Source organism: Amycolatopsis sp. NPDC003676, assembly GCF_053587275.1.
This window is the reverse complement of sequence record NZ_JBSFNS010000086.1, coordinates 23,179-35,971: the sequence shown is the minus strand read 5'-3', so window position 1 is coordinate 35,971 and position 12,793 is coordinate 23,179. Positions and strand designations below refer to the sequence as shown.

11 protein-coding genes are annotated in these 12,793 nt (G+C 69.3%); 8 read left to right on the top strand and 3 right to left on the bottom strand.

Going from position 1 to position 12,793, the window contains the following annotated elements:
- Together ACWDNU_RS33935 and ACWDNU_RS33930 are read left to right on the top strand one after the other, a co-directional pair.
- Nucleotides 1–286, top strand: a 286-nt coding sequence (locus tag ACWDNU_RS33935) for a sensor histidine kinase (RefSeq protein WP_449671863.1), incomplete at its 5' end; no start/stop codon positions are given.
- The gene (locus ACWDNU_RS33930) at nt 277–921 is read left to right on the top strand and encodes a response regulator (RefSeq protein ID WP_449671862.1); all 645 of its coding nucleotides are present in this window, start codon (nt 277–279) and stop codon (nt 919–921) included. The genes ACWDNU_RS33935 and ACWDNU_RS33930, both read left to right, overlap by 10 nt.
- A 1-nt stretch (nt 922) precedes the next feature.
- Here ACWDNU_RS33930 and ACWDNU_RS33925 read toward each other — a convergent pair whose 3' ends face one another.
- On the bottom strand, nt 923–2,569 hold the full coding sequence (locus tag ACWDNU_RS33925) for a DNA repair helicase XPB (RefSeq protein ID WP_449671861.1): 1,647 nt from the start codon (nt 2,567–2,569) through the stop codon (nt 923–925).
- A 78-nt stretch (nt 2,570–2,647) separates the two neighbouring features.
- On the opposite strand from ACWDNU_RS33925, the gene ACWDNU_RS33920 reads away from it, so the two are divergent.
- Complete coding sequence (locus tag ACWDNU_RS33920) at nt 2,648–3,268, top strand: LppU/SCO3897 family protein (RefSeq protein ID WP_370933772.1); 621 nt, start codon at nt 2,648–2,650, stop codon at nt 3,266–3,268.
- 43 nt (nt 3,269–3,311) lie between these two features.
- Here ACWDNU_RS33920 and ACWDNU_RS33915 read toward each other — a convergent pair whose 3' ends face one another.
- Nucleotides 3,312–4,208 (bottom strand): ABC transporter substrate-binding protein, encoded by an 897-nt coding sequence (locus ACWDNU_RS33915; protein ID WP_449671865.1) that lies wholly within the window; start codon nt 4,206–4,208, stop codon nt 3,312–3,314.
- 259 nt (nt 4,209–4,467) lie between these two features.
- Between ACWDNU_RS33915 and ACWDNU_RS33910 the strand changes: the two genes are divergently transcribed.
- The 5 genes from ACWDNU_RS33910 to ACWDNU_RS33890 all read left to right on the top strand — a co-directional run bounded on the left by ACWDNU_RS33910 (nt 4,468) and on the right by ACWDNU_RS33890 (nt 11,933).
- The gene (locus tag ACWDNU_RS33910; RefSeq protein WP_449671860.1) at nt 4,468–7,140 is read left to right on the top strand and encodes a sensor histidine kinase; all 2,673 of its coding nucleotides are present in this window, start codon (nt 4,468–4,470) and stop codon (nt 7,138–7,140) included.
- A gap of 3 nt (nt 7,141–7,143) precedes the next feature.
- Nucleotides 7,144–7,821 carry a copper homeostasis protein CutC gene (locus ACWDNU_RS33905; RefSeq protein WP_449671859.1) on the top strand — a complete coding sequence of 226 codons (678 nt, stop codon included), beginning with the start codon at nt 7,144–7,146 and terminating at the stop codon, nt 7,819–7,821.
- Nucleotides 7,822–8,146: 325 nt separating this feature from the next.
- A complete protein-coding gene (locus ACWDNU_RS33900; RefSeq protein WP_449671858.1) occupies nt 8,147–9,787 on the top strand; it encodes a S53 family peptidase in 1,641 nt (546 codons plus the stop codon).
- A 123-nt stretch (nt 9,788–9,910) separates the two neighbouring features.
- Nucleotides 9,911–11,128: an acyl-CoA dehydrogenase family protein gene (locus tag ACWDNU_RS33895; RefSeq protein ID WP_370933776.1), complete on the top strand. Its 1,218-nt coding sequence runs from the start codon at nt 9,911–9,913 to the stop codon at nt 11,126–11,128.
- A gap of 91 nt (nt 11,129–11,219) precedes the next feature.
- Complete coding sequence (locus ACWDNU_RS33890) at nt 11,220–11,933, top strand: hypothetical protein (RefSeq protein WP_449671857.1); 714 nt, start codon at nt 11,220–11,222, stop codon at nt 11,931–11,933.
- Here the strand turns inward: ACWDNU_RS33890 and ACWDNU_RS33885 are convergent, their stop codons facing one another.
- Entirely contained in the window at nt 11,934–12,791 is an 858-nt protein-coding gene (locus ACWDNU_RS33885) for an ABC transporter ATP-binding protein (protein ID WP_344264907.1), read from the bottom strand.
- Between the last annotated feature and the right edge of the window lie 2 nt (nt 12,792–12,793).

Here is a 12,793-nt window from a genome sequence, read left to right as displayed (position 1 = left end):
CGACGAGCCCTCGCCGGAGATGGCGACAGTGGTCTACTTCGTGGCGTCCGAATCGGTCACCAATGCGGCCAAACATGCCAGCGCCAATAAGGTCACTATCGATGTCCATAAGGAAGAAACCAGGATCGTCGCTGAGATCACTGACGACGGCTGCGGCGGTGCGACCATGAGCGAGAGTGGCGGATTGTCCGGACTGGCAAGGCGAGTTGCGGCGATGGATGGCGAATTTTCCTTGCAGAGCCCGGAAAGCGGGACTACGGTGCGGGTGACGTTGCCGTGCGTGTGATCCTGGCTGAGGACGCGACGTTGCTCAGAGAAGGCCTCGTAAGGCTGCTGGCGGAGGAAGGACACGAGGTAGTCGCCGCAGTCGGCGATGGCGAGAAGCTCCTCGAAGCGACTGCGGAACACCAGCCCGACGTGGTCGTCACGGATGTCCGCATGCCGCCGACCCACACCGACGAAGGGCTGCGTGCCGCCCTCGAGATCCGCGAACGTTGGCCGGAAACCGGCGTGCTCGTGCTGTCCCAGTATGTCGAGAAACGTTACGCGGCCAAGCTCATAGGCGGCGACGGCGGCAGGGTCGGCTACCTCCTCAAAGACCGCGTAGCGCAAGTAGGCGACTTCCTCGACGCACTGGACCGGGTCGGCGCCGGTGGTGCGGCATTCGACCCGGAGGTGGTGCGCAGGCTGGTCGCCCGCACTTCGCACGAGGACGCGCTCGCCCGGCTGACCCCGCGCGAGCGCGACGTGCTGGAGAAAATGGCGCAGGGCCACACGAACGCGAGCATCGCCACGCTGCTGTACGTCTCGCAGAGCGCCGTGGAGAAGCACGTGAACGCGATCTTCGACAAACTCGACCTGCCGCAAGCGAAGGGCTACAGCCGACGCGTGCTGGCCGTTCTCCGTTACCTCGGTTCGTAAGTCACAGCGGTCGACGCAGGTCCTCCGCGTCGACGATGTGGTACGCGTACCCCTGCTCCGCGAGGAACCGCTGCCGGTGTGCGGCGTACTCAGTGTCCACTGTGTCCCGCGAGACGATCGAATAGAAGTGCGCCTGCCGTCCGTCGCCCTTGGGACGCAACAGCCGGCCGAGGCGTTGCGCCTCCTCCTGCCGCGAGCCGAACGTGCCCGACACCTGGATCGCCACCGACGCTTCCGGCAGGTCGATCGAGAAGTTCGCCACCTTCGACACCACCAGCGTGCGCAGTTCGCCGCGGCGGAACTTGTCGAACAGCTCCTCCCGCTCCTTGTTCCGCGTCGCGCCCTGGATCACCGGGGCTTCCAGTTCCGCGCCCAGCATCTCGAGCTGGTCGAGGTAGGCGCCGATCACCAGCGTCGGCTCGCCGGCATGTTTGTCCACAATGGACCGGATCACCGGGATCTTCGTCATCGCCGTCGCCGCGAGCTTGTACCGCTCGTCGGCGTCCGCGGTGGCGTACTGCAGACGTTCGTTCTCGGTCAGCGTCACCCGCACCTCGGTGCACTCCGCGGGCGCGATCCAGCCCTGCGCCTCGATGTCGCGCCACGGCACGTCGTACCGCTTCGGGCCGATCAGCGAGAACACGTCGCCCTCGCGGCCGTCCTCGCGCACCAGCGTGGCGGTGAGCCCGAGGCGGCGCCGCGACTGCAGGTCCGCCGTCATCCGGAACACCGGCGCGGGCAGCAGGTGCACCTCGTCGTAGACGACCAGGCCCCAGTCGCGCGAATCGAACAGGTCGAGGTGCTTGTACTCGCCCTTGGTCTTGCGCGTGACCACCTGGTACGTCGCGATGGTGACCGGCCGGATCTCCTTCTTCTCCCCGGAGTACTCGCCGATCTCGTCCTCGGTGAGCGACGTGCGCGCGACCAGTTCGCGCTTCCACTGCCGCCCGGCGACGGTGTTGGTGACCAGGATCAGCGTGGTCGCCTTGGCGTGCGCCATCGCGGCGGCGCCGACCAGCGTCTTGCCCGCGCCGCACGGCAGCACGACGACGCCGGAGCCGCCCGCCCAGAACGCTTCGGCGGCCTGCCGCTGATAGTCGCGCAGGTGCCAGTCTTCCTCGGCGAGGTCGATCGGATGCGCTTCGCCGTCCACGTACCCGGCGAGGTCCTCGGCGGGCCAGCCGACCTTCAGCAGCGCTTGCTTGAGCCGCCCGCGTTCGGACGGGTGCACGATCACCGTGTCGTCGTCGATCCGCGAGCCCAGCATCGGGCTGATCTTCTTGTTGCGCGAGACCTCTTCCAGTACCGCGCGGTCGGTCGTGGTCATGACCAGGCCGTGCGCGGGGTGGTTGGCGATCTGCAGCCGCCCGAACCGGCCCATCACGTCGACGACGTCGATCAGGAGCGGCTGCGGCACCGGGAAGCGCGAGTACGTGGTGAGCGCGTCCACCACCTGTTCCGCGTCGTGCCCGGCGGCGCGCGCGTTCCACAACGCGAGCGGCGTGATCCGGTAGGTGTGCACGTGCTCGGGCGCTCGTTCCAGTTCGGCGAACGGCGCGATGGCGATCCGCGCGTCGCCGGCACGCGGATTGTCGACCTCGAGCAGCACGGTTTTGTCGGACTGGACGATCAGGGGGCCATCAGTCACCTCTCCTTTATACGTTCCCTCCCGGACCGCGGCCCGGGGATGCCAAGATGACGGGACGAAGCCGCGGGAGGGGACCCAGTGACCACACCACCGTTCGGCGTGCCGCCGGCCGCGAACCCGTACCAGGCGCCCCCGCCGCAAGCGGTCCAGGGCGGCCCGAAACGGGTGTCGGGCAAGCAGAAAGCGCTCTTCGCCGGGCTCGTCGTCGTAGCGCTCGGGCTCGGGACGCTCGGCGCGTTCGGGTTCGCCGCGATCGCGCGTTCGGCGGGACCGCCGGTCGCGGGCAGCTGCCTGTACCTCTCGTCGTTCGGCTCGGAGACGCAGACCTACACCGGCGCGGACTGCTCCGAGCAGGCCGCCACCTATCGCGTCGACACTGTCGTCAAGGGCCGCGCCTCGTGCAGCGGCGAGGACTACGTGCGGTTCGAGCTGTACTCGTCGTCGTCCCGCACCAGCGGCAGGCCAACCCAGACGCTGTGCCTCGCGCTGAACGTCGCGTCCGGCGAATGCGTGCGCGACGTTTCGGACGAATCGAAGGTCGGCAAGGTCGCCTGCGACGACCCCAAGGCGGAAGCGCGCGCGGTCGTGCACGACGGCGAGCGGAAGGCGTCCAGCTGCGGCGACAAGGACCTGTCGCTGGTCTACGCGGGGCCGCCGGTGCGCACGATCTGCCTGCAGCCGACCGGGGCGAGCATCTGACGCCCTCGTGCGCGGCAATCGCGGTTAGAACCGTGATCAACACTCACAAGGCGTTGGGCAGCATCGCCGCCACGTCCAGCCGGTTGGCGAGCTGCCCGGAGCTGTGCATGAGGTCGGCCACGCGCTGCAGCCGGGTCGCCGACAGCGTGGTCGGGTAGCTGCCGAGCGAGATCAGCGCGGCGGTCGTCTGGTCGATGTCGGAGAACGTCGGCAGCGCGTCGCGCACCTTCGCCGAATCGGACGCGGCGAGCTGGGCCTGGGTGAGGACGTTCCGGAACGCGGTCAGCGTGCGCGGGTTCGCCGCGGCGAACTGGCCGGTCGCGGCGTAGCCCGACGCCGGGAAGTCCAGCGTCGCGCCGGTCGAGCCGTCGGCGAGGACCTGTGCGCCCAGCTCTTTCTCCGCGCGGGTGATGTACGGCTCGACCATCAGCGCCGCGTCCGCGTCCCCGGACTGCAGCGCGGCGGGCATCTGCGCGAACGGCCGGGTCGTGAATTGGATCTTCGATTTGTCGACGCCCGCCGTGCCGAGGACGGCCCGCGCGGTGAGCGCGCCGATGTCGTCGGGGGAGTCCACGGCGATCGTCGGCGACTTCTTCGCGGTCGGTTCGGTGTAGTCGGAACCGGGCAGCGTGACGAGCGCGATGGTCGTGCGGCCGAAGGTGTACGCCTCGCCTTGCAGTTGCAGCGCGGTGCCCGATCCCGCGGCGCGGAACAGGGACACGTCGTTGCCGAACGTCACATCGACCTGTCCGGCTTTCAGTTTTTCCACGCCGTCGCTGTCGCCGAGTTCCACCAGTTGGACATTCAACCCGGCCTGGCGGAACTTTCCGGCCGCGACGGCGATGCGCAGCGGGGCGGTGTCGATCGGGCTCGCGACGCCGACCCGCAGCGTCGCGCGTTCCGGCGGTTGCGCTTGCCCGGAGTCACTGGATCCGAACATGGAGCAGCCGCTGAGTGCGAACAACGTCGCCACCAGCGCAAACCTCAGACCGGTCGCTTTCACTCGCCATCCCCTGCCGGGAGAATCTCTGCCTCGTGCTGGATCGTATGGGCCGCTGCCCATACGATCGCCCGCAGGGCTGTGCCCCCGCCAGGGTGGCTTCCCGATCTTTTCGCCGGAAGCTACCGCTTGGTAGTTTCCGGCCGTAGCCCGAGGAGGTCCGTGGGCAGAGGTTCCCGCGGCGGAAAAGGAAGCACAGGTGACCCGTCGCGACGACCGTCCCCGTTCGGGTGACGCGACGGATCCGGCTGCCTCGCGCCCGGTCGGCGGCGGCTGGCGGCTGCGGAACTGGCGGCTGCGCACCAAGCTCTTCGCCGTCCTGCTGATCCCCGCGCTCGCCGTGGTCGTGCTGGTCGGCCTGCGAGTCAACAGCGACCTGCGCGACGCCCGCCAGCTCGCCGAGTTCGCCGCCCGCTGCCGGGTCGACACGACGGTCGCCGAGGTCGTGCACCAGCTCCAGCGGGAACGCGACGTCACGGTCCGCTTCGTCGCGGGCGACCGGAAGGGGGCCACGGACGTCCTCGTCGGCCAGCGCACCCGGGTCGACCTGGCGATCGGCGCGTTCGAACGGTCGCTCGCCGACAGCAAATCGCGGCTCGACGATGCCGCGGCGGGCGATCTGCAGCAGAGCGACGACCGGCTCCGAGTGCTGGGCGGCCTTCGGTACTCGGCCGAACACTCGGCGTATCCGGCCGACGCGGTTCTGCGCTCCTACAGCGAGCTGATCTCCGGTCTGCTCGACATCAGCGACACCGCGGCGGCCGACGTCACCGAACCCGACCTGGCGCGGCTGCGGCTGGCCGGGAACGCGCTCGCGCGGATCAAGGACCAGATGTCGGTCAAGCGCGCGGTCATGTCCGAGGCGATCGCGCAGGGCACGCTCAACCGGGACCGGACGCGCGCGTTGCTCGGCGCGGAAGCCGAGCTGGCCGCCGCGCGCAGCGACTACCGCACCTTCGCCACTCCGGACGAGCAGCGGATGTACTCGGACACGGTGATCGGCATCGTCGTCGACATCGGCAACGACATGGTCGAGTCGGCGCTCACGCGCACGGAGAACAACCAGCCGCTGTCCGGCCTGGACGCGGACCGGTGGGACACCGCGTCGACGTACACGGTCAATCTCGCCCACCAGGTCCAGCAGGCGCTGCTCGTCCAGCTCCAGGAGAAAACGGACGCGCGTGCCGCCAGCGCCCGCGCCTCGACGATCTGGGACGGCGGAATCGTCATCGGCGTCCTGTTGGTCGCCGGTGTCCTGTCGGTGGTGATCGCGCGCTCGCTGCTGCGGCCGTTGCGGATCCTGCGCCGCACCGCGCTGGAGGTCGCCGACCACCGGCTGCCCGAGGCCGTGCAGCGACTGCTCACCGAGCCCGATCCGGCACCGGAAAACCTGCGGCACCGGGCGGCGGTCGCGCCGGTGCCGATCTTCACCCGCGAGGAAGTCGGCCAGGTCGCGCGCGCGTTCGACGCGGTGCACGGCGAGGCGGTCCGGCTGGCCGCCGAGCAGGCGATGCTGCGCGAGAACGTGAACGCGATGTTCGTCAACCTGTCGCAGCGCAGCCAGGACCTGGTGGAGCGGCAGCTGTCCGTGCTCGACCGGATGGAGGCGGGCGAACAGGACCCGGACACCCTCGGCGGGCTGTTCGAACTGGACCACCTCGCCACCCGGATGCGGCGCAACAGCGAGAACCTGCTGGTGCTGTCCGGCACCGACCTGGTGCGCGAGGACACCGGACCGGTGGTCGCCGACGAGATCATCGGGGCCGCACTGTCCGAAGTGGAGGATTACCAGCGGATCGAGGTCGGCCCGGCCCCGGCGCTCGCGGTGCGCGGCGACGCGGTGAACGACCTGGTGCACGTGGTGTCCGAGCTGCTGGAGAACGCCACCCGGTACTCCGGGCCGCAGGCGGCGGTCACCGTCGAGAGCGCGCGGACGCCGGACGGGGCGTGGCGGATCGAGATCACCGACCGCGGCGCGGGCATGCCGCAGGCGGAGATCGACCGCACCAACGCGCGGCTGGCGCATCCGCCGGAGGTCGACGTCGAGGTGTCGCGCCGGATGGGGCTGTTCGTGGTCGCGACGCTGGCCGAACGGCACGCCATCGCGGTGAAGCTGAGCCCGGCGGAAGGCCGCGGTCTCACCGCGACGGTCGTCGTCCCGGCGGCGTTGATCACCGAGGCCCCGCCGCTGCCGCAGCCGCCCGCGCCGGTCGAACCGGAACCCGCCCCGGAGCCGGAGCTGCTGGCCCCGCTCGCGCCGTTGACGCCGGTCGAAGAGCCGGAGGAGCCCGCCGAGCTGGTCGCGCCGACCCTCGACGACGCCGGTCCGCTGCGGCGTGCGCCGGTGGTCGAGGAAGCGCCGTCGTGGCCGGTCGAGTCGGCGCGGTCGCATCTGGAGATCGACGCGCCGACGGACCGGATGCCGGCTTATCGCGACGTGCTGTCGCGCTGGTTCGACCTCTCGGCACCAGTGGAGGAGCCGGTGGCGCCGGAGCCGCGCGTGGTCGCGCCGATGCCGGAGGTGCCCGCGTTCGAGCCGGACTACCAGGCAGCGAAGCACGCTTACGAAGCACCGCCGGAGTTCCCGACCGACGACCCGGACGAGGCCGCCCCGGAATGGCCGTCGCCCGCGGAACAGCCGGAGTGGCCGTCGCCCGAGCAGCTGGAACAAGAGGACGGGGCCGAGGACACCTGGCCGTTCCTGCGGGTCGCCGACGTGGCGGGCGGCCCCGCCGCGACCGGCGAGCAGCGGCCGATACTCTCGCTTTCCCCCGACGCGGTGCGCGCCCGGATGACGAGCCTGCAAGGCGGCTTCCGGCGCGGCAGGCACGCCAGGGGGGAAGACACCCCGCCACTGGATCGAAACGGATGAGGCATGAGTTCGAACACCGCCCTGCTGGAAGTGATCGCGCTGGGCGCGCCGGACGCGGAGCGGGCGCAGGAGGGCGGAGCGGACCGGCTCGAACTGGTCGCCGACATGGCCAGCGACGGGCTCACCCCGAGCGAGGCGACGGTGCGCGAGGTGCTCGCGGCCACTGATTTGCCGGTGCGCGTGATGCTGCGCGCGGAGAACACTTTCGACGCCCGCGCGATCGACGAGGTGCGCGCTTCGGCGGCCCGGCTGGTGTCCGCGGGGGCGCGGGAGTTCGTGTTCGGCTTCCTGACCGAGGACGGCGAAGTCGACGCCGAGGCGTGCCGCGTGCTGCTGAAGGAGATCGACGGGCGGCCGTGGACGTTCCACCGCGCCATCGACCGTTCGCGCAACCCCATCGCCGCGTACGACGTGCTGGCCGAGCTCGGCTGCGACACCGTGCTGGCGGCCGGCCACTCGAACGGTGTCGCGAGTGGACTGTCGGTACTGCAGCAGCTCGCGCGGCGCACCGACGGCCCGGCCCTGTTGGTCGGCGGCGGTTTGCGGGCGCAGCAGGTGCATTTGCTGCGAGCGGGCGGCGTGCGCGGATTCCACGTGGGCGGCGCGGTGCGTCCGTCCGGTTGGGACGCTCCGGTGGACCCGGCGGCCGTGCGGGAGTGGGCCGAACTCGTCAAAGGCTGACGCTCTAGTCCATTCGAGAAGGGAACCTCGCCGGGAATTGCGATTCCGGCAAGGTTCCCTTCTTCGCTTGACGACCACAGTGCGCGTGTGCGCGCAACCGGTCCGGATTGTCCGGGGATTCCGTCTCGCGCCTTGCGATGGTTTCCGGATTCGGCGGGACATCGCGGCGTGAATCAGGCATAAATTGTGCAAGTGGAAAACAAACCAACCCAGATAAGGTCAGCCAAAAGTAGGTTTCTTTGTTTCGAGGGGTTTTTTAGGGTCGTGATACGGGTCGGTACCGCGATTTAGCCGGCCCGGTCCCCGCCTCTCGAGAGGAATTCTCATGCGCTTGCGCAAGCTCGTCGCCGCCGCGGTTCCGCTGCCGGCGTTGCTGTGCCTGTCCGTGGCCGGCGTCGCGAACGCCGATCCGCTGGTCGCCCTTTCCGGCAACGCCGCACCGCTCGCCGCCAGCGCGCGGTCCGGCGACGTCGCCGCTGAGCAGCAGATTCCCGCCGCACTGTCCCTTAAGCTGCACAACCAGCAGGCGCTCGCCCGCTTCCTTTCCGACGTGCAGGACCCGGCTTCGCCGCAGTATCACCGATTCCTCTCTCCGGAGCAGTTCACTGCTGCATTCGGCCCAACACAGGCCGAAGCCGATCAGGCGGTCAATTTCCTCAAGCGCAGCGGCGCGCAGGGTATTCAGGTTTCCGGAAACCGGCAGGCGATCACCTTCTCGGCAACTGCCGGACAGCTGGAATCCGCCTTCCATACGCGTCTCGGCAATTACACCGACACCGTCACCGGCCGGAAGTTCTACGCGAACGACTCCGCGCCGGAATTGCCCGCTTCGGTGTCCTCGGTGGTCGATTCGGTCGTCGGCCTCGACAACCACGCGGTGAAGCACCACGCCAAGCCGGCGGCGGCGCCGCGCACGGTCAAGCCGGTGACGCCGACCATCCTCAAGACCGCGTACGGCACGAGCGGCATGACCGCCACCGGCGCGGGCGTGAACGTCGGTTTCGTGGAGTTCGACGGCTACAAGAAGTCCGACATCACCGCGTACGACACGAAGTACGGCCTCAAGGGCGGTTCGGTCAACACGGTTTCGGTCAGCGGAGCCAACTACGACTCGAGCCCCGGCGACGGCCAGACGGAGGTCGACCTGGACATCGAGGTCGTGCACGCGCTCGCCGCCCCGGCGAACGACTACGTGTACGAGGCCCCGAACTCCAACGCGGGCGAACTGGCGATGTACCAGCAGATCGCGTCGGACAAGAAGGTCAGTGTCGTCTCGATCTCGTGGGGCTCCTGCGAGGCGGCGGAAGGCTCGGCCGCGGCCAAGAGCGTCGACAAGGCGCTCGCGACCGGCACCGCGGAGGGCATCAGCTACTTCGCCGCCGCGGGCGACGACGGCACCACCGACTGCGCCCGCCAGACCGGCAGCAAGGCACAGGCCGTCGACTTCCCGGCGTCGAGCCCGAACGTCTCCGGCGTCGGCGGCACGCAGCTGACGGTGAACTCGTCGAACGGCTACAGCAGCGAGACGACGTGGAACGACGGCGCCTCGGGCGGGGCCGGCGGCGGTGGCATCTCGACGATCTTCGCCGCGCCGTCGTGGCAGTCCAAGCAGAGCACGACCAAGCGCAAGGTCCCGGACGTCGCCGGTGACGCCGCACAGGGTTCGGCGTACACGATCATCTCCGGCGGACAGACCGGCAACGTGTGGGGCACCTCGGGCGCGGCCCCGCTGTGGGCGGGCTTCGCGGCGCTGCAGAACGAGGTCCACAAGGGCGGCCTCGGCAACCTGAACCCGAAGTTCTACGGCATCGGCAACGGCACCTCCTACGGTTCCGGCTTCCACGACGTGACCACCGGCAACAACACCTTCAACGGCACCACCGGCTTCTCCGCCGGCAAGGGCTACGACCAGACGACCGGCTGGGGTTCGTTCAACGGCTCCGGACTGTCCAAACTGATCGGCTGACCACGGCTGTCGCGAGCGCCTGTCCCGGTCGCCGGGGCAGGCGCTCGCGCGTGTCTTGTGGACTGAAGCGGCTACGGACAATGGCTGATTGACCAAGATCCGGGACGCTGTTTTGATGGCCGGGTGCAGCCTCTCCTGACGCCCAAGCAGCAGGCCCTCGTCGACCGCGCCGCCAAGCTCGCGGACATTTTCGCCGAGCGCGCGGCCGAGCACGACCGGGACAACACCTTCCCGCACCAGAACTACGACGACCTGCGGGAGGCGGGCTTCCTCCGGCTGTCGGTCCCGGAAGAACTGGGCGGCTCCGGAGCCGGGCTGCCGGAAATCCTGCCGGTGCTGGAACGGCTCGCGATGGGCGACGGCGCGACCGCGCTGGCGTTCACGATGCACCTGTCGCCGCTGGGACAGTGGGCGAGCGTGTGGCGGCGCACGAAGGCGCCCCGGCTGGAGCAACTGCTGCGCAAAGCGGTGGACGGCGAGCTGGTGTGGGCGTCGATCACCAGCGAAACGGGCCTGCGCAACGACATGACGGACGCGAAAACCCGCGCTGTCCGCGTCGAAGGCGGCTTCGAACTGACCGGCCGCAAGAGCTTCGCGACCAACTCGGCCGTCGCCACGCACTGCTCGACCACCGCCCGCTACGAGGACGCCGACGGCGGCCCGCGGCTGCTGCTGTGCCAGATCGCGCTGGACGCGCCGGGCGTCACGATCCACCAGACGTGGAACACCATGGGCATGCGCGGCACCCAGAGCAACGACGTCGAACTGGACAAGGTGTTCGTCGAGGACGCCGCGGTCGTGCACTCGCTGCCGGTGAAACACCTCGACTCGCGGGTGCTGGAAACCGTGTGGGCGTGGGCGATGCCGGCGTTTTCGGCGGTCTACACGGGAATCGCGGCGGGCGCGCTGGACTGGGCCGTGCAGACGCTGATCCAGCGCGGCAAGGCGGAAGACCCGGTGCTGCAGGACGTGATCGGCGAATGCCAGATCCTGCTGGAGAGTTCGCGCGCGCTGATCTACCGCCAGGCCGACGAGGTGACGAGCCGACGGTTGTTCACCGGAGACATCCAGGACGGCGTAGCCCGCAGCGCGGTGGTGAAGTACACGGCGGCGAACAACGCGGTCAAGGTGATGCAGCGGCTGGTCGACGCGCTGGGCGGCATGTCTTACTCGAAGGCGCTGCCGTTCGAGCGCATGTGGCGGGACGTGCAGGCGAGCACGTTCATGCCGATGGGGAACCTGGCGGCCCGGAAGCTGGTGGGGGCCAACGTGCTCGGCGTGCGGACGCTGCCGGAGATCGGGCCGGACGAGACCGGGCCGGATTCCCGCGCTAAGGGCTGAACGGGTGAACCCGGCCGGAACCGGGTGAGTTTTCGCTGCTCAGGGGCTATCTTGACCGCTTCGGTCTTGGTGTCCAGGGGAGGGACAGCGAGTGGCGAAGCAGAAATTCCGGACGCTTGAGGACGGGACAGTAATCCCGATCAACGACGGCGGCGGGGCGAAGGTCTTCGTGGCTGGGGTCGCGGTCGTCGCTGCCGTCGGCGGCGGAACCGCGGCCGGAATCGGCGGTGCGGCGAGCGTGGGATCCGGGGCAGCCGAGGCTCTACCCGGAAATCTCGCCGGTGACGTCGCGGACTCCTTGCCCGGCCGCAGTCTTGAGACCCGCAAAGCCGAGGGCAAGAAGTCCGCGAAACGCGGCCGCAAGGACGAGACCTTCAGCCGCTTCAAGCTCAAGCAGCTCAAGCAGGCGGCCAAACACGAGATCGACTGCCTGCTGAACTCCACCGACCGCGTCCGCGACTACCTCGCGGAGCACCGCTGCGCCTCATTGGACCGAAACCTCTTCGCCGTCGGCGACGGACACGGCAACGCCGCGGTGATTTCCGTTGCCCGCGTGGGATTTCCGAAGAAGAGCGACGCCGAGGGGTGCGAGAAGGTCGAGGAAGTGCAGGGCAGCGGGGACATCAAACCCCTAGGCGCTGCCCTGCTCGGCCTCGACGGCGTGAAATTCTCCGGCCGCCACTTCCAGTCCAGAGTGGACGGTCGAGCAATGGTGGTCGCCGAAACGGAAACCGTTGCCGGACAAGTAGATTCCGGCACCCTCGACGCGCTCGCCGACGTCTCGGTCTGGTTCCCGAAGCTGTGACTACTTCTTCTCCGAAACGACAGTCTCCGAAGCCTCGGAAGCAGCAGCCTCCGCCGCCTCCTGCTCCGCCAAATCCGCAGCCGCCTGGACCGCCGGACCATGCAGCAACCGCGCCACTTCACCGCGCAGCGAAACGAATTCCGCCGATTCCCGCGTAGTGATCTGGTCCCGCTGCGCGGGCAGGTCCACCTTCAAATCGGCCACGATCCGCGCCGGCGACTTCGACAGCACCAGCACCCGGTCGCCCAGGTACACGCTTTCGTCGATGTCGTGCGTCACCAGCAAAACCGTCGTGCCCTGTTCGACCTGGACCCGGCGCAGCAGGTCCTCCAGCTCGAACCGGGTCTGCGCGTCCACCGAAGCGAACGGCTCGTCCATCAGCAACAGCGCCGGACGGCTCGCCAGCGCACGGGCGATGGACACCCGCTGCTGCATGCCGCCCGAGAGCTGCCACGGGTACTTGTTCACCGCGGCGGACAGCCCGACCGCTTCGAGCGCTTCGGCGGCCCGGGCACGCCGGGTCGCCTTGTCGAGTTTGCTCCAGCGCAGCGGGAATTCCACGTTCTTCGCGACCGACAGCCACGGGAACAGGGAACGGCTGTAGTCCTGGAAGACCACGGCGAGATCGTCCGGCACCGACGTGACGCGGTCGCCGTGCAGGCTCACCGTGCCGCCGGACGGCGGGATCAGGCCGGCGATCGCGCGCAGCAGCGTGGACTTGCCGCAGCCGGACGGGCCGACGATGCACGCCAGCTGCCCGGTCTCGACCGTGAACGACAGTTCGTTGACCGCGACGTGCGCGGATTCGCCGCTGCCGTAGCGGTGGCTGAGGCCGGAGACCTCGAGCATGGTCGACATAA

Coding starts and splice junctions, on each gene's coding strand:
- ACWDNU_RS33885 (WP_344264907.1), bottom strand. CDS start 12,791: ATGTCGACCATGCTCGAGGTCTCCGGCCTCAGCCACCGCTACGGCAGC.
- ACWDNU_RS33915 (WP_449671865.1), bottom strand. CDS start 4,208: ATGTTCGGATCCAGTGACTCCGGGCAAGCGCAACCGCCGGAACGCGCG.
- ACWDNU_RS33905 (WP_449671859.1), top strand. CDS start 7,144: ATGAGTTCGAACACCGCCCTGCTGGAAGTGATCGCGCTGGGCGCGCCG.
- ACWDNU_RS33900 (WP_449671858.1), top strand. CDS start 8,147: ATGCGCTTGCGCAAGCTCGTCGCCGCCGCGGTTCCGCTGCCGGCGTTG.